Here is a 17,553-nt window from a genome sequence, read left to right on the forward strand (position 1 = left end):
AGTATCGGGGACCAGTTCCAAAAGGATGGATTTCCCTTTTCCATCTGGTTTTCCCTTTTTGAGGAGCAGACCCGTGCGGTCATACACCCCCTGCACGAACAGCTCTGCCAGTTTCAGTAGTTCCGGATTTCCTTCGTCGACCCGGATAGCCACACTCCTGTCCAGCCTGAACGAACCTTTATGCTGCTCCACATGCAACGGCCGGGGAATCAGCGACAGGCTCTGCCTGGACTCCTGGGCATCCGATTTAAAACAGAAAAAAATAAATCCTATGAAATAAAAAATCTTTACCATATCTGCTATTTATCCTATAATTCTTATGTCCTTATGAGTTCGTATATGAAAGTACTATGACAGGAGGTGTATCAATTCCCATCAATTTACTTCTTCGTAAATACCGGTGCCGGTTTTTCAGTCACACTGGGCGAGTTCCCTTCTATCACAGGCCATCCGTCCACCCAGGTTATCCTGTCCAGCATCAGGGCTCTCCGGCTGGCTCCACTGGCGACCGTCCCTCTTTCCTTATCTATTGCATGGTATATGAACCAGTCCGTTCCCTCATCGTCGGTAATCAAACGTGCATTGTGACCGGGACCGGCATACACCGCATTGCCCTGCAAGAACAATGTCCCATTCCCACGTTCCCGGATATCCTTCCCGTTTTTGTCTAAATAAGGTCCTGCCAGTGTTGTCGATCTAGCAATCCTGACATGGTATGTACTGGATGCTCCGCTGCAACAGCCACCTTTTGAGCCAAAGAAATAGTAATATCCGTCCCGTCTGTGCAGCATGACCCCTTCGAAATCTCCTGCCGCGATCTTAAACTTTTTAGTAAGGTCAGGAACCGACCTGCCATCTGATGACAGTTCTATGCCGTAGGTACCCTGATCGGATGCAGAACTAAAGCTCCCCCAGAACAGGTAGTTTTTCTCCCCTTCTTCCCAATACAGTGGATCGATGGAATTGGGCACGCCCACTTCACTGCTGGTAAATAGCCTGCCATGGTCCACAAATGGTACAGATGGGTTGGGAGACGTGGCAAGACCTATTCCGGGATCTGCATCGCCCCACAGGGAATAGGAATAATAAAGGAAGTACATGCCATTGATCCTGTTGAGGTCTGCTGCCCACAGAAAACCGCTGGTTTTCCACGCCGGCTTCGAAATAAAAGCACTGCCTAATACCGTCCAGTTCACCAGGTTTGTAGATCTCAATAGGGGCATCAGCCGGCTGCCTTTCCCATCGCCCCAGTTGTCCTCCGTACCGACTGCATAAAAAATACCGGTACCGGGATCCCGAATGACCGTCGGATCTGCCAGTATCGGCTCAAAAACCGGATTGGTATAGCTGCCTGAAACCTCTCCGCCTTTGTTCTCCTCAGGCTCCAGAGATTTCTCCACCGTTTTATCCGGGCTGCTGCCTTTTCCACACCCTATAAGAGAGACCGCTATGGCAAGCAATATGCCGTATTTCAAATGTTTATTCTTCATGGTGCTTATTGAAAACGTAGGGAATAGAGGTCAGCATCTCGCATTTTAAATCGTAACCGCACAGGTTTACCGGCTAAAGCAGATACGTCAGCCCCCTTTTTCCAGTATACGGTTCGCTCGACTGCATCACCAAAGACCGGTTCACAATCATCCATCTGGAAACCAGGTATAGGCCGCATCTGTTCGTCAAGTATTTCTACGTAGATATCTCCTGCAGCAGAGGTTGCAAAGTTTAACTTAAGCTCGTTGCCCTGAAAAATAAATGGTTTGGTCAACAATTCTGCACCCGCATAGGGGGCGTTTACCGACACGAATCCATCCAAACGCAGGGTATACCTTCTCAATGCGCTGGCATTGCCTTTCCAATAATACTCAGTCGCATAAAGCGACAGTTCGTTGGGTGCTCCCTTGTCTGCAGATTTCGTTTCAACCACGTGCCATCCAATATACTGATCCCCATAGGTCCAGGTACCTGGCTTTTCAATACCGGGACGAAGAAATGCTTCGTTCCATCGTTTAAACAAATGACCATCACGACTGGTAATCAGCAGACTCTCCGTGAGGGCAGTTCCGTATCTCTTCGACTTTTCAGCCCTTTTCTTCCGTTCTTCTATTTCAGGAAGCAGGGTCATGGATTTAGACCATCCGCGGTCAATATATCTGGCCGGAAACCCGATCAAAATGTGTGGAGCCCGGTGATATGACTTAATCTGGTTTGTGTAAAGCTCTTCCTCAGGTGATTCAATGTAATCCAAATTGGTTTGTTCCTCCCAATGAATAAAATCGGTAGAGACGGCTGTCCGGATGCCCCGGGTACCTTTTGCGATCTTAGCCCATTCTACATTGGGTCCCTTTGGAGCTTCTCCTTTCGTAAAATAACGCCAATAGGCTCGGTATTTACCAATCGAAGGATCCCAGAAGGCCAAATTCTGCGAATCGAATGCGCCATCAGTTATGATTGGCTTCGGAGCCATCAGTGACCAATGAATTCCATCCGGCGACTTAAATGCTGCCAGTCCAAAATTTGGCTTTGCGGACACCAAGATAGCCTTATAGCGTGCGTCAGCAGGGGCTGCGGGATTATCGTCTCTAAAGACAGCCGGATGTCCGGCGTCCACATTCAGCCCATTGACATCACCACTGATCATAACAATATTGTTGTCGGTAGAGCCTTTAAATTCATGTAGTCCCAAACTGGGCTTATACCAGTGAATTCCGTCCTTGCTTTCTGCATAGGCACAAAAAAGCGGATGATAAGTCGACAAATCACCACTGGCCTCGTGCTGCCAGGCTTTATAATACATACGGTACAGGTTTCCATCCTTAAAGATGCTGTGATACCCGCTACCACTTCCTTCCCATGGCTCGTCATGGACGAGTACAATTTCACGTTTTTGAGGCTCGTGTAATTTGAGCACGCCATCTTTCAGTTCTTCAATCAGATAGTCATCGACAAATAATTCCAACCTAGAACCAATATCAATATACTGCTGTGCACGGCAAATAATAACTTGGGTAAAAACAACTAAAAAACAGCTTAAAATTCTCATAACAATATAATATAATTTAAAATTCACGGATAAATAGCTGGATCCGAGTTCACATACACAATCCTGTCTTGCCTAAACGATTAATCTATTTCAAAAAAATTCACTTCGGAGACGGCTACTGCAGGCTTACTATCCCAGGTGTTGTACACTACGTATCGTATATAACGAACCGGTGGCGCAGAGGGATCGATTATAAAGTCTTCACCTCTTGCTGCAAAAGCCAAGTCTTCTGCGGTCTCAGACCCCACTGCCAGACCTGAAGGCTTCCTTGATTCAAAAACACCAAGCCTAGTCCAACCGCTGAAATCCGCGGTTACATTTGAGGATGCTGTTCCCCATATTTCGAATCGTTGCAGATTCTGAATACGATAGACAACATTCTCTGTCAATCGCTGCCACTGTCTTACCCGGTTTAATTTGGAGACCTTACCCGTATCAAAGGTAAAACTGTGGGGAAGAGCCGATCCCGTCTGTACGAAGAAGCTGGTCGTTGTGTTGTCCCACATCTTTTCAATGGAAAAGTTGACTCCTGCGTCGCCGTAAGGAATTCCCGGTGGATTCCATCTCACAAAAGTGGCCTTACTGACAGCTCTGTCAATTCGGGTATAATTTGCTGTAGTGCTATAAAAAGTATCGATAGCTGTCGGATTGGGAAGGAATAGGGTACGAAACGTCAACTGTTCTTTGTATGCAGGTAGTATCGTGGACGATTCGTGCATTGGTGTCCGGATTGTTACCTTTTTGTCCTGTTGATCGGTATATGTCACCTCTGTAACGTAACCGTTTTCACTAGGTCCATACCATTCCAACGAAACTGTATTTCCCGGTTCGTATGTAGCGTACTTGATCTGTCTTCCCAACAAGCCGGACTCAAAATTGGTACCGTATGATTGTCCCGACACTTTTAACGAAATTGATCGATTGGCTAATTGTTCATTCATCGTAACCAGTTCAAACTCGTACTGTTTTTCAGGAAGATCTTCGATCAGGATATCCCGGGCCTGGCCTCGTACTACCGGAGGCAAATCCAATGACAGCGAATCTCTCCGAATATTCCAGTAAACAACCATTTTCTTAGCTCTGGGATCGGAAAGCCAATACCTTATCTTGATCCGATTATTTCCCGATAATACTTTGGCCGAATCCGGCTGCCCCAAGTAAATTTTCTCGCCCGTGTCAAAGTATTTTTGGTGCAAGTCGTTCATTTTAGAACAAGCACCGAATACACTTAATAATATGGCTGAGTAAATCGCCATTGTTATGCCCTGTTTCATGATTTTTTTATTTGATTTCACCATAAAAATCGACTTCCATTATTTGCATTGCTCTGGACCCTCCCCATGTTGATTCGATCAGGAACCGCAGATACCGTACCTCCGGCATTTCGTCCAATTCGATAAAGTAATCCTCTCCCGCTACACCGGCATATGCCAGATCTTCAGGTGATGTCTCCCCAAGCGGCAGGCCGGAAGGTTTGTACGAAGAATAATCACCTAGAAATATCCAACTGTCGATATCTGCGGAAACTCCCGGATGTGAGGACCCATATAACTTGAATTTTTTGACATTGCCTCCGGTATACAGTTGAGCTTGTGATGTACGTTGATAAAGCTTAAATCTCCCCAGTTTAGCTGTCTGTCCTAAATCTAACGTGAAACTACCTGGGATGACAGCTGTTAACGGCCAACTGAAGCCTGGATCATTCAAACTGTTGTTCCACAACTTATCAATCGTCCAGTTATTGTCCAGTTGTATATAGGGTATCCCGCTAGGATTCCACCTTTGGAATTTGCTTTTATCCAATCTTTGTTCAAATATCGGAATATAAGTCGCAATCAACGTGTCTGTGCGGTTCCCCCATCGATCTCGTACATGCACTCCGAATGTTTGCTCAACGGATTCATAACCACGTACATTTGCTTTGCCAATCCTGGCGTGCGTATAAAAAGTTTCTGCATCCACCATATTATTTCTTTCGTCGGGCTTGGTCACGACAATGGCAATCTGTGCTTCCAAAGGATTTTCCCAGTCTATCCGGATACCACCAAAATCTTCCTTAACTATTAATTGTCTGGCAATTGTATAGATTGGAGCATCCAATGGATGGATGATAACTTCAAGAGGAGATGATTCGTTTTTGCTCCGGTCACCGGTCACAATCTGTACCGTCTGCTGACGGGATCTTCCCAATCCCTCTACCAAGAGTTCGCTAGCGTAGGCAGAAGCTTTCTGTTCCATCATAGTACCGTCGTCTAACCGATATATAGCCTTTACATACAGCAAGTCTTCATCATCCGGTATTGTATAGGAAAGTGTTGCTCCACCTTCCAGATTTGTGACTACGATGTCAGATACATTTGCAGGCGGTATATTATCTATCGGTGTTTGTCCCCGTTCTGCTTCTTTGCATCCTGAAATCAGAATCAAGGCAGCAATCCACATTAAAACTTTTATATCTTTCATAATTTAATTAATTTATTACTCTACCAACCTATATTTTGCAAAAGATTGCGATTGACGGAAAGTTCGCGTTGCCGGATAGGCCAAAACATATCCCGTTGTGTATAATTTGGCAAATCAATTGTACGCACACGATAAAAATCGACATCAACTTCTCCTTCAATATTCCACCCTCGCACAGGTTGATTAAAATATTCTATCGCTTTGTTCCATCGCCTTACGTCCCAAAACCGATGTCCTTCAAATGCAAGTTCTATGCTTCGTTCCATTTGGATAATCTCACGCATACCGGCCTGTGTAGTTGGTTTGGAAGGAAAGCGAGAGAACTCAGCCCAACTATCCACTACACCGGAAAGGCCTGCCCGCAGCCTGATTAAGTCTACAAAATGATACACTTCACTATTGGGTTCTGCTAAACTTTCATTGAGTGCCTCTGCATAAAGTAAATAAAGGTCTGCTAACCGGAATACGGGGAAGTCCCAACGATGGTCCACATAGGTGGTATTATTATAGGCAGACTGGTAATTAGACAATTTCTTGATAAAAAACGAAGTGACCGAATAATTTTCTATGCCTCGCCTACCCGATTGTTGGCCCAGTTTTGAGTTTATTGGCCATTGATCATTTTCATTGTACCGACCCAGCCCATACCACCATCCCCCATCCATACCTATACTTCCGTAAAAGCGTGGTTCACGATGGGTATGAAGATAAGCGGTCTTAAAATTAGTCTGTAAATATGGCCGATCACTTTCCCCTGTGACAACAAGTTCATAGCGGTTTGCATAATCGTAGGTAAGATCCTCCGATATAGGTACACCTTTGTCTGAATAAAATAACTCGGCAGCTTTCATTGTGGGAACTATAGCCTGCCGACAAAATATCGCGTGATTAGGATGCAACGCGGGCAGCATATAATTCTCCAATGTCCTGCTATTTCCATATTGACCGCTTCCCCATATCCTCTCCACATTCCACCTATCGGCAATCACCCGGCTCATTGTAAGCACTTGACGGGTCTTAGCAGATACATTCAATGAAGGGTCTGTCAAATTATACAAAGCAATACCTGCAGTATGACAGGTGTCGATAGCTGCTTTACAGGCCTCCGCTGCTTTAGACCATTTCGTAGGATCATACGTTTGGTTGAACAGTTGTTTTCCCCGCTTATCGATCATCGTTGCATAGTCGGTATTACCGTTAAAGAGCGGACTAGCCGCTGTAACCAATATCTTTGCTTTCATGGCCATGGCGATGGGCCTAGTAATACGTCCCAACTCGGTGACGTTATTCACAACATGCATGGGTAATCCTTCTATCGCTTCATCTAACAATTCCACAACATAGCTCACAACTTCATCCACAGGTTCCCGATAGATAGCAACCTCATCCGGCTGAGAGGCAATAGGAAGATTATCTCTCACGATTGGGATTGGACCATACATTTGTAACAGGAAAAAATGATAAAAAGCTTTCAGGAATTTCACTTCAGATATCCAACGCATTTTTTCCATATCGGTCAGATCCCTGACACTTTCGATACGTTCAATAAAAATATTGCAATCCCGTATTCCTTGCCATAAGTTGGTGGATCCTTGTAATCCTTCCCAGGTATTTAAAATCGGTTCATTCACATCGTTTCCATAACGTAATATCCGATAACCCAAAACGAACGGAATGATAGTAGCATTATTAGAATGCGTCCATGTCAGATCATCAAACATTCCCTGATACTGAGGCAACCCCACCCTGGGCATATAAGAATAACAGGTAAAAAGATACTGCTCCGCCCTCACCCGATCTTTAAAAGCGTAATCAATGGTAGCTACATTATCAGGAACTACATCCAGATAATCGCTACAGGCTGGAGAAAGCTGTGAGAAGAACACTGCCAAAATAATATATAACTTTTTCATTGATAACATATTAAAATGAAACTTGTAAACCAAAATTAATCACCTTTTGCACAGGATAGTTAAGACCATTCCCAGCCATTTCCGGATCCCATAGTTTAAATGCGCTCCATGTTAAAAGATTGGTACCGCTACCGTATGCACGCAATTTTGAAATCCCAACTTTCTGTGTCCACTTATCTGGCAAGGTATAACCTAGTTCAACAGATTTGAGCCTGAGGAAAGAACCGTCACGCATGAACCAAGTGCTGAGCGCATTGTTACTAGCCACGGCTTGATTGGAAAGTCTCGGCCAAAGTGCGTAGAGATCGCGGTTCTCTTCGGACCAGTGACTGTCGGCATAAGCTTTCAATAATGCATTGCCATTGGTTCCGATAAAGGGTGCTGTACCTGCTGCATCAATCCAAAAGGATTCCCGTGCCAGTCCCTGAAAAAAGCAAGATAAATCAACTTTTTTGAATCCAGCCGAAAACCCAAAGCCATAAATAATCTGGGGTATAGTCGGATAACCAATAGGCACCTGATCTAGTTCGTTGATAACCCCATTGCCATCTATATCCTTGTATTTGATATCTCCGGCCATAACATTAGCCCCTTGATAAGGGGAGTTTTTCACTTCGTATTCATCCACAAAAAGCCGTTCTGCTACGTATCCTCTTTGCTGACTATAAGCAATATTAACCGTTGACTTCCAAGGTGTATCACTATAATCGGGTTCTTCTATTTTAGTTATTTTATTGACTGCATATGTAAAGTTAGCTCGACCAGATAGCCAAAATCCACTAAGAAAATTCTTTTGATAATCTACAGACAGATCTACTCCATGTCCCTTCATTTCTCCTACATTTGATCTTGGAGTAGCCTGTAATCCCATTGTTGCAGGGATGGCAGCCCTGTTCATTAAGATATTAGTCCTGCGTTCGGTATAGAAATCTGCATTTACATTGATCGCATTCAGGAGATTCATTTCAAAACCTAAGTTGGTCTTATACGATGTCTCCCACGTGATATCAGCATTTGCATATCTTGTTACCGAAACTCCGTTTTTGCTATACTGAAAATCAGACCCAAATGTATATCCTCGAGCAGAATTATCCATGTTCATCTCAGATAGGTAAAAAAACCGGTCGTCCGCACTTCCTATAGCGTCATTGCCGACCAATCCATAGGTTGCTCGAAGTTTAAAATTGGAAATCAGTGATTTCAGTCCTTCTCCCCAAAAAGGTTCGGAAGAAACCACCCAGCCCGCGCCTGCAGAAGGGAAGAAACCAAATCTGTTTCGTTGGTCAAAACGTTCGGATCCGTTATAACCGAAATTCCCTTCCAAGAAATAGCGATCTTTATAACCATAGCTAATCCGACCGGATAAACCCAAATTTCGGTAGGGGAGAGATTTTTGCAATGTCCCGGCGTTGGCAACCAACGAATTTCGCATCACAAATACCAGCATACTGGTTATCGAGTGATCATCACCCAATTTCTTATCATAATTTACTGCAGTTTCCAGATAAGAGTTGGTTGTTACTTCTTTCGTACCTTCACTGTAATCGAGATGCTCTTGTCCGGTATCGGGATTGAGACCTGTCAACACATACGATCCTGTCAGCTTATCATAACCACTCAGAGAATAATAGAAGGGATTGTAGTAACGTGAAACATCGAAATAAGAGTATCGCGTTGTACTAAAAAGTCCTCTGACCTTGAGTCCCTGTGTGAGAAATCCCAAATCCTGCTTAGCCTCAAACTGTGCCATCATGAGCGAGTTTGAATAGTCCTTATACCCTCGCATCAGGTCCGCATACGGATTGATATAACTACCTGTTCCATAATTTCCAAACATGATATGTTCAATATCTGAGTGTTTCTCGTCTGGTAGATAATAAGCCGGAAATAGTACCGGATTAGTACGCATTACTTTATTGAAGAGACTGGTACCTCCTTCCAATGGGCCGGTATAATCATCAAAAGTACCGTGTAACCTAACCACCACTTCCGTCGTATTCGTCACGTTGATATTCACGTTGGAGCGTAACAAATATTTTTTTAAATCAATATTGCTATTAAAATTGTTTCGGCGATCAACATTCAATATACCATAGTCTTGATTGAAAGTCCCGGCCAGATAATAACGGGCGACTTTCCCACCACCACTGACACTGAAGTTCATCCGGTCATTTATTGCATTGTCTTTAAACAACAGCTTCTGCCAATCGGTAACCGGATACAATAAAGAATACACTCCTTTCTCTGTGCTTTCTATTTGCTCATGGGAATATATCGGGATTCCTTGCGAATTACGCGTCAATATAGCTTCATTACCCAATTTCATATAGGTGATCGGATCCGCCAGTTCTACATTTTTTGTCGGACTGGATACAGAGCGCTCATACCGGACGGAAACCTGGGCTTTCCCTTCCTTACCTTCTTTTGTGCTGACAAGGATCACTCCATTTGCTCCTCTCGCTCCGTAAAGCGCTGTAGCTGCAGCGTCTTTCATAATAGAAAAGCTGGCAATATCGTCCACCTGTAACCTGGCAAGATCTTCTGAGCGCATTTCCAAACCATCTATTAAGATCAGTGGACTCGCTGAGTATCCAAATGTGGTTACACCCCGTATAAAAAAATCAGCATTATCCTGTCCAGGTTCTCCACTACGTTGGTATGCTACTAAACCGGCTAGACGGCCAGCCAATGCTGTTGTAAGGTTACTGGAAGGTACTCGCAATTCAGAAGGATTTATAGTCGTCATAGAACCGACGAGTTCTTTTTTTCGTTGGGAACCAAATGCGACAACAACAACTTCATCAATCTCAGCATCCGATTTTTGAAGAATGACATTTATTTCTGTCCTTGCCCCGACCAAGATTTCCTGAGACTTAAAGCCCACATAAGAGACCACTAAGGCAGACTGTTGACCAGGAACACGTAAAACATACATTCCATTTTCATCGGTTGAAGTACTAATTTTCTCATTATTCTTCAGCAAGACAGAGGCCCCGACAATAGGACTTCCCACACTGTCCGTCACCCTACCTGCAACAGCAAATTCCTGTTGCTGTACAGCACTTAAGCTAAGATTGTCTCCCGTAAATACCGGATGTAAATGAGAATCTGACTTGGCATGGGATCCCACAAAAGCAAAAAGTAATAATAACAACAGCCCTTGTCGAATAGCACACCTCCAGTCCTGATAATCTCGAATAGATGTATTCATATTATTAAGGTTTATTTAGGTAATCTATTTTAAATAATTTTAGTTTATGCTGTATTATAAAATGTAATATGTATTACTTATTTATTTAAACAAATATACGAACGCGTTTTTAAAATGCAAATAAAAATTAAAAAGTATGACATATTTATTTTATTAAAGAGATATTGTACCTTTGTAATAAATATTGAAGTTTATGTCTTTAGCTAAAATTCGTCCTATAGAAAATCTTAGTCAGGTAGATAAGATCGAAATGAACCTACAGGAGTACCTACGTACGGGAAATTTTCAACCTGGCGATTCTTTACCAAAGGAAACCGAACTTGCTGAAGCCATGGGCGTAAGCCGCACGGCTATACGGGAAGCTCTTTCCAGATTCAGAACTTTAGGTATCATTGAGACCAGAAAAAACCGGGGGATGATTATCTCGCAGCCGGATGTATTCAATAATATGGAGCGTATTTTGGACACACAATTGTTGGACGACGAAACGCTGAACGAGATTTTTGAGATGCGTCTCGTAATCGAAGTGGGATTGGGGGATGTCATCTTTCTTAGAAAACATAAAGCAGATTTTAGCAAACTCGAAAAGATCATCGAAAAAGAAGAGAAAGCGACAACTCAAATGGAACTGGTCAAGTGTGATATAGAATTTCACTCCATGCTGTATAACTTGTCAGGAAACAGGACCATTATGCGCTTTCAAAAAATGTTGCTGCCGGTATTCGACCACGTATATACAAAACTGAAAGAGAATACAGATGCTTATCTTAAAAATATATCTGACAATACAAAGGTAGTAACACATCTGGATCTATTAAATACCCTTAAAGATGGAGACCCCGAGCAATTCCGAAGTCAGATGCGCACACACCTGATGGTTTATTTTAAGCAATTAAGTACGGATTAGGATAAATCTTCCCCAACACACCAGACACAGATCGGCAAACAACTTCCTGTTGAATATCTTAGGTGTACTTGCTGCTTAAACCGAACTCACGTTAAATATTACCTCCTATTCCATTCGCCACCTGCGGTCATTTTTCTTCGCAGCCTGTTTTTTTTTACGATCCAGCCGCTCCAGTACTTTTGATCGTGGGATCTTAGTCGGAATACGTTTTTTAGCAGGTATTAACGCCTGTTCAATCAAATCCACCAGCCGTTGCAACACGATCTCTTTATTTTTCAACTGGCTTCGGGTTTCGGAAGATTCCATCTGTAGATAGCCGTTGGCTTGTATACGATTGGCCAGCTTTTGTACCAATCGATTTTTTTCTTCTCCGGATAAGAGTGCTGATTCCTGAACATCCCAAAGCAACGTGACCTTGCTTTCCACCTTATTGACATGTTGTCCGCCCGCTCCACTTGAACGTGACGTCTTAAACATGAGCTCTTTCAACAATATATCGCGGTCTATCATGCAGTAAAAATACCATATCTTTTTTAGTTTCCTTCATTTCACGTACATACATCGAGTCATTGTCGGCATATGCCCCGAAGTTTGGAATGTACCTTACCCTGAAACAAAGAGTGTTGTTCACTAAAAAAGTTAAATTCCGTTAAAACACACATGACACACGGCATTATGGCATGGGATTTGAAATGATCTTAGTATTCATATTTAGGTTTATAATTGGTTAGTTTAGAAATCCTGCAGCTCCCCGCTGCAGGATTTCTTTTTTACAAAACAATTTTCATTTCCACGGGTTAGCGTTATAGTAAACAGGCTACCAACACGTGAAAGACGTAAAGAAAAGAAATAAAAAATTGTGGTTCGCTGGTGGATCAATTGTTATTGGACTTATCCTTATGCGATTAGCATGGCTTATCATGAGTCAGCTATGGGGAACAATTATCATCACGACTGGTTCCATCCTATTCTTAGGTGGTGTCATATTTTTTGCTAACACGTTTTTCAATAGAAAAACCCGGTATTAAAAAAATATTATTTTTTTGTGAACCTTTTTCAATCTTGTTTGTCTTCTATATACAGTGCAAGGGGTGCTTAATTTTTTAGGCTGAGAAAAAACTCTTATTACCTGAACTGGATAATACCAGCGTAGGAAAAAGCACGTTATATAATATTACTATATTATAGGAAACTCCACCTCCGATCGGAAGTGGAGTTTTTTTATTCTATTTTCTTATTTAGATTAATTATAAAAAACTATATTTGCCCAACAAATTTGCTATCAATAGCCAAAGCTATTAATGCCAGATCGATGTTGATAAACGAGGAAACATTTACACAGGCCTATAACGATTGTTGGGAAAAAGTCTTTTGTATCTGCCATAAACACGTAGGTGATATGGAAATCGCGAAAGAGTTAGTCCAAGATATCTTCAAATCTGTCTGGGAAAGACGGGAGACCTTATATATCGACACCTGTATAGAGCGTTATCTGTTACGCTGCGCAAAGCTAAAAGTATTCGAATATATCCGTAACAAGCAAATCCGTTCGGAACATCTTAAATATATAACTGAGGTACAGGAAAAAGATAGCAATATTACCGAAGATACCATTATGCACAACGCATTATCCGAAACTCTGGACGGATTGGTCGCTACCTTGCCTTTGAAATGTCAAAATGTATTTCGACTAAGCCGAGAAAAGGGACTCACAAACAAGGAGATTGCCTATCATCTGATTATATCCGAACGTACTGTAGAGCATCACCTCTCTAATGCTTTAAAGCTTCTAAAATCCAAATTAAAAAAACAAAAGATTTATCTTCAATAAACGTCTTGATAATTCTAACTTTGTGAACGCTTTCTCAAATTGATCAACCATGAAAGTCTCAAAGGAGTTACTGGAAAAATACCACTCTGGGTATTGCAACGACCAAGAAAAGGTTCTTGTAGAGACATGGCTATATACTGAAGATGATGACACAGGCATTATACCTCTGGATGAGGCACAAAAAAATACTTTAAAACACGAAATCTGGGATACTGTTGAGTCCGAAACAATAAAAGCCTCCCGAACAAGTAAGGTAACACACCGAGCAAACTTATCTTCAAAATTTTATTGGTCAGCGGCGGCTGCAGTTATTTTAGTTTGCTGTGGGGCTGCCTTTATGCTCTCCCATAATAATGTAATTAAAGAGTACACTGTAACACCCCATAACATATCGACTCCCATCGTGCAAGGACCTGTACATATGTTCCTCGGACAAGGTAGCACCGCTTTTTTCGACAGTGATGCCGATAGGGTTGATTTCTGCGGATTAGTAAAAATAACGCCAAAGACCAATATCAAGATTGCGTTTGCCGCACGCTGTGAGAAGTCAGGACCTCTTCAAAAAGAGGTATTTATGACCGAAGGAAAAACATATTTTGCTTTGGATCTCAAAGATGCATACCAAGAGGAATTGTTAGTCATGAGTGAAGACCATATTTATGAGCTTCCTCCCCTAGTACGGAATGCAATAAGAGCACAATTTGGAATTTAAAAAAGTTTGTAATAGACAACGAATGAAAATAATAGCTAGGTTACGTGTCCTTTTATACCTTGTCTGCAACGGCCTAATCTTATTCCTATCTTCTTGTAATCCTACTGATCCAAAGACCTACAGTTTATTCTTTATGACCGATGAAGACAAACAGTATATATGGCAAACAAATATATTAGATACAGGTGAAGTTTATCCCATCCAACAAGGTGTACTGTTGAGCCATCCTCCTCGTATCTGGTACTACATGCTGGTCCGTTCAGGATTTTACTATTATGTCGACCCTAAGAGCGAGTACCTGATAAAAAGTCAAATTAAAGATGATGAGTTTGTTCGCCTGGATTCTATTTACCTCGAAAACTTCAGTTACCCCGACAACGCGCTTTTTTTAGACGATCACACACTCTTTATAATCAACCACAGTGTCGGAAAGGGGAAGAAACAATACGCCAGGGTCAACGTAGAGCAGATGGAAGCAACTATAGGTGATTTACCACTGCCTATTCCCGAAAATCCTTTTGATAACATGTCGGTAGGTCTGGTGTACAAACGTGACAGTACCCTTTTTATTGGCTATACTTATCATTATACGAATGCCGATGGTTATGGTTCTGCAGACACGGTATACATAGCCAACCTGCGATATGCTGACATGTCTCTTCACCATATTGATAAAGATGCAAGATCAACCTATCCGGGCAATGTAAACACCGCGCAGCAAAACACATTCGAAGCGGAAAATGGAGATTTCTATTTCATGACCGCCCCTGGTATTGCCCGAGGAGCCAACCCGCATCAACCTACTGCTATCTATCGAATCAAAGCACAAAATCAACATATAGATACCACATATTTTTACAATATAAGCTCTGCTATCGGTAATCATGCTTATGGCATGTGGTACCTGGGAGACCATAAAGCACTGATCCGAAGCGAACGCAAAGATCTGTTCAATACGTTTAAGGACCACTATCGTCTGCCTCACATCGAATTCTATGTCGTCGATCTACTCCATAACACACCGCCTGAAAAACTGGATCTTCCATTGGATCGGGGTAGCTCACGCACTTGTGTCTTGGTGGAAAACGGTATTGCTTATATCACCATCAATGATGGCAATAGGAACAACGATGTATGGATTTACAATATCGTTGACAACACCTTGAAAAAAGGCTTGCATATCAAAGGAGAAATCGACTATATCTTACGATTAGATACGCTATAGGGCATACTTATTTCAACCTGCCCTTAAGTTCGTCTGCTCCGGTATTCCTACCTTCCTTATGCTCAAAAAGTTGTCCTAATCTGTAGGCAAATGATAAAAGAACATATCTATTGTCCGGATTTTTACGTGAGGAAACCAAGGCTTGATTATAACGGCTCACATATCGATACCCACTACTTTGGGTAATGTCATTGAAAACCAACTTAACTGTACCTCTATCCGAGAACACATTTTTCTGCACACCCGTGTTAAGCTGAAATCGTGACTTATACTCCAATATACCGGATACTCCCCCACTATACCAAAAACCATTGAGCTCCGCCTTCCATCCCTTTCCCAGGTCGTAAGTTTGCTGACTGTTAATGGACAGCGTATTCCCGCTCCGCTGATCATCGGCAGTTAGATCATAGGCATTACGATATAGATTAAACACATTTGTAGCATTCCATCGTGACGAAAATTTGGTATTAGCGGTAATACTTAAGCCTAAATTGGAAGAACTACCTATATTCTGAGGTCGCGTATACGTGACGTTACCCGTTTCGATATGGAGGATATCATTGACTACATCTTGTGCGCTGCTATACGAGAGCACGGTATAAAGACTATTGCCGATATGATAACCTATATCAAAGTAATGCATCATGGAGGGTGATAAACCCGGATTGCCTTCATAATAGGAATAAGGATCCTGATAAACACGGAATGGATTCATATCCCAGAAAGAAGGTCGTTGTATCCGTCTACTATAGCTAAACTGCATTTTGTCCTGATCAAAAGATTTCAGTATGAATCCGCTAGGAAACAAGCGAAAATAACTATTGCGTGAAGAGGTCCCTAATGTAAATTGATTACCGAGGGTAGACGTATATTCTCCTCGTATACCGAATTGGAACTGCCAGCTGCCATAACTTTTGTTGATGTTAGCGTAAGCAGCTTGAATCTGCTCACTGTATTTGAAGTGATTGCTGGTTGTCAGGTCGGCAACATATTGACCATATTGCAAGGTATCATACTTTAGATCGTTTTCCATAATGACTTTACTTATCTTCCAGCCACCTTCAATCTTGTAGGTAGACAATGGCAGGATGTAGTCCACCTTCGCGACATATATATCATTGTGAGAGGGTATATCTCCTCGCCGGCCTGATTGCCTTGTCAATGTATTATAGCCACCATCTTGATAAGTTGAGGACAATACTTGATCCATTTTGTCAAAATGCATTACATAGTCCAGATCTGCCGTCAGCTGATGCCCGCTATCATTGAGCAGGTGGGTATAATGAACATTATATAACATATCTTCCCATCGCTGCTTACCTGCTGTACTCGTATTTGTGCGAAGAGTGAGGCTCTCCCCCTCTTGCTCAAAGAGATCGTTGACAGAGGGTTCATCCGTTGGATATCTTCCCAATCCTCCGTGGATGAGCAGACCTATACTATTTTTCGAATCTATGGTGTAATCTATACCTCCTCTAAAATTATTCGACCGCAGCTTAGCGTTGATCTCATTATACTGGTCAACGAAATTGGTAGGTTGACCCATTGGATCATAAAATATTTTCTCTATCATCGCCTTGTTGGCAAGATTGTTATAGTATTGGTTATAATTCGTAAATATCGACAGCCGATTTGTCCGGTAGTTGAAAGATAACGAACCGCCCATACGCAAGCCTCTACCATACCCTGTCTGTAACGACAGACCAGCATTGTAACCTGCTTTAATATTTTTCTTTAACACAATATTAATCATGCCTCCACTCCCCGCCGCATCCTCTTTAGCTGAAGGATTGGTGATAATTTCGAGCTTGGCGATGTCAGAAGACGAAGTGGAACGTAGGAGATTAACAAGTTGATCCCCTGATAAATACTGTTTTTTTCCATTAATCATAATCGAGGTGCCCGTTCTACCTTTAATGCTGATCTCGCCCGAACTTTGAATGCTCACACCAGGAGATTTTTCCAACAACTCCAAAGCGGTATTGCCCTCGCCTAATATTGTCCCTTCCACCTGTATGCTCATTCGATCCACGTGTTGACTGATGACAGCGGGGCGATTCAGAATATAGACTTCTTCGATATATTGTCTTTCGCCATGTAACGAATCGGCTGGAGTCTGTACAAGTAGATCATCCGAGGTATCGACAATTTTTCGTTCTGTCGTCTGCGCATACAGGAAAGAGATAGGCAGTAGCGTTCCAAGCATTATATATAATGCCACGTGGTATGGGAAGTTCATAATAACTCTGTT

At 42.3% G+C, this 17,553-nt stretch carries 13 protein-coding genes and 1 riboswitch; of the genes, 4 read left to right on the top strand and 9 right to left on the bottom strand.

The window, feature by feature from the left end; genetic code table 11:
• The 7 genes from G5B30_RS15680 to G5B30_RS15710 all read right to left on the bottom strand — a co-directional run.
• On the bottom strand, positions 1-294 hold a 294-nt coding region (locus tag G5B30_RS15680; RefSeq protein WP_165320955.1), incomplete at its 3' end, for a hypothetical protein.
• A gap of 86 nt (positions 295-380) precedes the next feature.
• Entirely contained in the window at positions 381-1,490 is a 1,110-nt protein-coding gene (locus tag G5B30_RS15685) for a family 43 glycosylhydrolase (protein WP_165320956.1), read from the bottom strand.
• A 5-nt stretch (positions 1,491-1,495) separates the two neighbouring features.
• Positions 1,496-3,040: a hypothetical protein gene (locus G5B30_RS15690; protein ID WP_165320957.1), complete on the bottom strand. Its 1,545-nt coding sequence runs from the start codon at positions 3,038-3,040 to the stop codon at positions 1,496-1,498.
• Positions 3,041-3,120: 80 nt separating this feature from the next.
• On the bottom strand, positions 3,121-4,314 hold the full coding sequence (locus tag G5B30_RS15695; RefSeq protein WP_165320958.1) for a DUF4998 domain-containing protein: 1,194 nt from the start codon (positions 4,312-4,314) through the stop codon (positions 3,121-3,123).
• Between the two features lie 7 nt (positions 4,315-4,321).
• Positions 4,322-5,503: a DUF5000 domain-containing lipoprotein gene (locus tag G5B30_RS15700; RefSeq protein WP_165320959.1), complete on the bottom strand. Its 1,182-nt coding sequence runs from the start codon at positions 5,501-5,503 to the stop codon at positions 4,322-4,324.
• Positions 5,504-5,523: 20 nt separating this feature from the next.
• Positions 5,524-7,416 (bottom strand): RagB/SusD family nutrient uptake outer membrane protein, encoded by a 1,893-nt coding sequence (locus tag G5B30_RS15705; RefSeq protein ID WP_165320960.1) that lies wholly within the window; start codon positions 7,414-7,416, stop codon positions 5,524-5,526.
• 10 nt (positions 7,417-7,426) lie between these two features.
• Positions 7,427-10,627, bottom strand: coding sequence for a SusC/RagA family TonB-linked outer membrane protein (locus tag G5B30_RS15710; protein ID WP_165320961.1), 3,201 nt, complete (start codon positions 10,625-10,627; stop codon positions 7,427-7,429).
• A gap of 193 nt (positions 10,628-10,820) precedes the next feature.
• On the opposite strand from G5B30_RS15710, the gene G5B30_RS15715 reads away from it, so the two are divergent.
• Positions 10,821-11,534, top strand: coding sequence for a FadR/GntR family transcriptional regulator (locus G5B30_RS15715; protein WP_165320962.1), 714 nt, complete (start codon positions 10,821-10,823; stop codon positions 11,532-11,534).
• Positions 11,535-11,639: 105 nt separating this feature from the next.
• Here the strand turns inward: G5B30_RS15715 and arfB are convergent, their stop codons facing one another.
• Positions 11,640-12,044, bottom strand: coding sequence for an alternative ribosome rescue aminoacyl-tRNA hydrolase ArfB (gene arfB, locus G5B30_RS15720; RefSeq protein ID WP_165320963.1), 405 nt, complete (start codon positions 12,042-12,044; stop codon positions 11,640-11,642).
• A gap of 567 nt (positions 12,045-12,611) precedes the next feature.
• Positions 12,612-12,709: riboswitch (TPP riboswitch) on the top strand.
• Between the two features lie 137 nt (positions 12,710-12,846).
• Between arfB and G5B30_RS15725 the strand changes: the two genes are divergently transcribed.
• Genes G5B30_RS15725 through G5B30_RS15735 form a run of 3 tightly spaced genes read left to right on the top strand, consistent with a single transcriptional unit; the run spans position 12,847 to position 15,302 of the window.
• On the top strand, positions 12,847-13,365 hold the full coding sequence (locus tag G5B30_RS15725) for an RNA polymerase sigma-70 factor (RefSeq protein ID WP_165320964.1): 519 nt from the start codon (positions 12,847-12,849) through the stop codon (positions 13,363-13,365).
• 49 nt (positions 13,366-13,414) lie between these two features.
• Positions 13,415-14,077, top strand: coding sequence for a hypothetical protein (locus G5B30_RS15730; RefSeq protein WP_165320965.1), 663 nt, complete (start codon positions 13,415-13,417; stop codon positions 14,075-14,077).
• Positions 14,078-14,099: 22 nt separating this feature from the next.
• Positions 14,100-15,302 (top strand): hypothetical protein, encoded by a 1,203-nt coding sequence (locus G5B30_RS15735; protein WP_165320966.1) that lies wholly within the window; start codon positions 14,100-14,102, stop codon positions 15,300-15,302.
• A gap of 7 nt (positions 15,303-15,309) precedes the next feature.
• Here the strand turns inward: G5B30_RS15735 and G5B30_RS15740 are convergent, their stop codons facing one another.
• A complete protein-coding gene (locus tag G5B30_RS15740) occupies positions 15,310-17,508 on the bottom strand; it encodes an outer membrane beta-barrel family protein (protein WP_165320967.1) in 2,199 nt (732 codons plus the stop codon).
• Between the last annotated feature and the right edge of the window lie 45 nt (positions 17,509-17,553).

This window comes from Sphingobacterium sp. SGG-5, assembly GCF_011043525.1.
Lineage (GTDB): Bacteria > Bacteroidota > Bacteroidia > Sphingobacteriales > Sphingobacteriaceae > Sphingobacterium.

Excerpts from the sequence above, each read along its gene's own strand:
- G5B30_RS15715 (WP_165320962.1), top strand. The coding sequence starts at position 10,821 with ATGTCTTTAGCTAAAATTCGTCCTATAGAAAATCTTAGTCAGGTAGAT.
- G5B30_RS15725 (WP_165320964.1), top strand. The coding sequence starts at position 12,847 with ATGTTGATAAACGAGGAAACATTTACACAGGCCTATAACGATTGTTGG.
- G5B30_RS15705 (WP_165320960.1), bottom strand. The coding sequence starts at position 7,416 with ATGAAAAAGTTATATATTATTTTGGCAGTGTTCTTCTCACAGCTTTCT.
- G5B30_RS15690 (WP_165320957.1), bottom strand. The coding sequence starts at position 3,040 with ATGAGAATTTTAAGCTGTTTTTTAGTTGTTTTTACCCAAGTTATTATT.
- G5B30_RS15735 (WP_165320966.1), top strand. The coding sequence starts at position 14,100 with ATGAAAATAATAGCTAGGTTACGTGTCCTTTTATACCTTGTCTGCAAC.
- G5B30_RS15740 (WP_165320967.1), bottom strand. The coding sequence starts at position 17,508 with ATGCTTGGAACGCTACTGCCTATCTCTTTCCTGTATGCGCAGACGACA.
- G5B30_RS15710 (WP_165320961.1), bottom strand. The coding sequence starts at position 10,627 with ATGAATACATCTATTCGAGATTATCAGGACTGGAGGTGTGCTATTCGA.
- G5B30_RS15685 (WP_165320956.1), bottom strand. The coding sequence starts at position 1,490 with ATGAAGAATAAACATTTGAAATACGGCATATTGCTTGCCATAGCGGTC.
- arfB (WP_165320963.1), bottom strand. The coding sequence starts at position 12,044 with ATGATAGACCGCGATATATTGTTGAAAGAGCTCATGTTTAAGACGTCA.
- G5B30_RS15730 (WP_165320965.1), top strand. The coding sequence starts at position 13,415 with ATGAAAGTCTCAAAGGAGTTACTGGAAAAATACCACTCTGGGTATTGC.
- G5B30_RS15700 (WP_165320959.1), bottom strand. The coding sequence starts at position 5,503 with ATGAAAGATATAAAAGTTTTAATGTGGATTGCTGCCTTGATTCTGATT.
- G5B30_RS15695 (WP_165320958.1), bottom strand. The coding sequence starts at position 4,314 with ATGAAACAGGGCATAACAATGGCGATTTACTCAGCCATATTATTAAGT.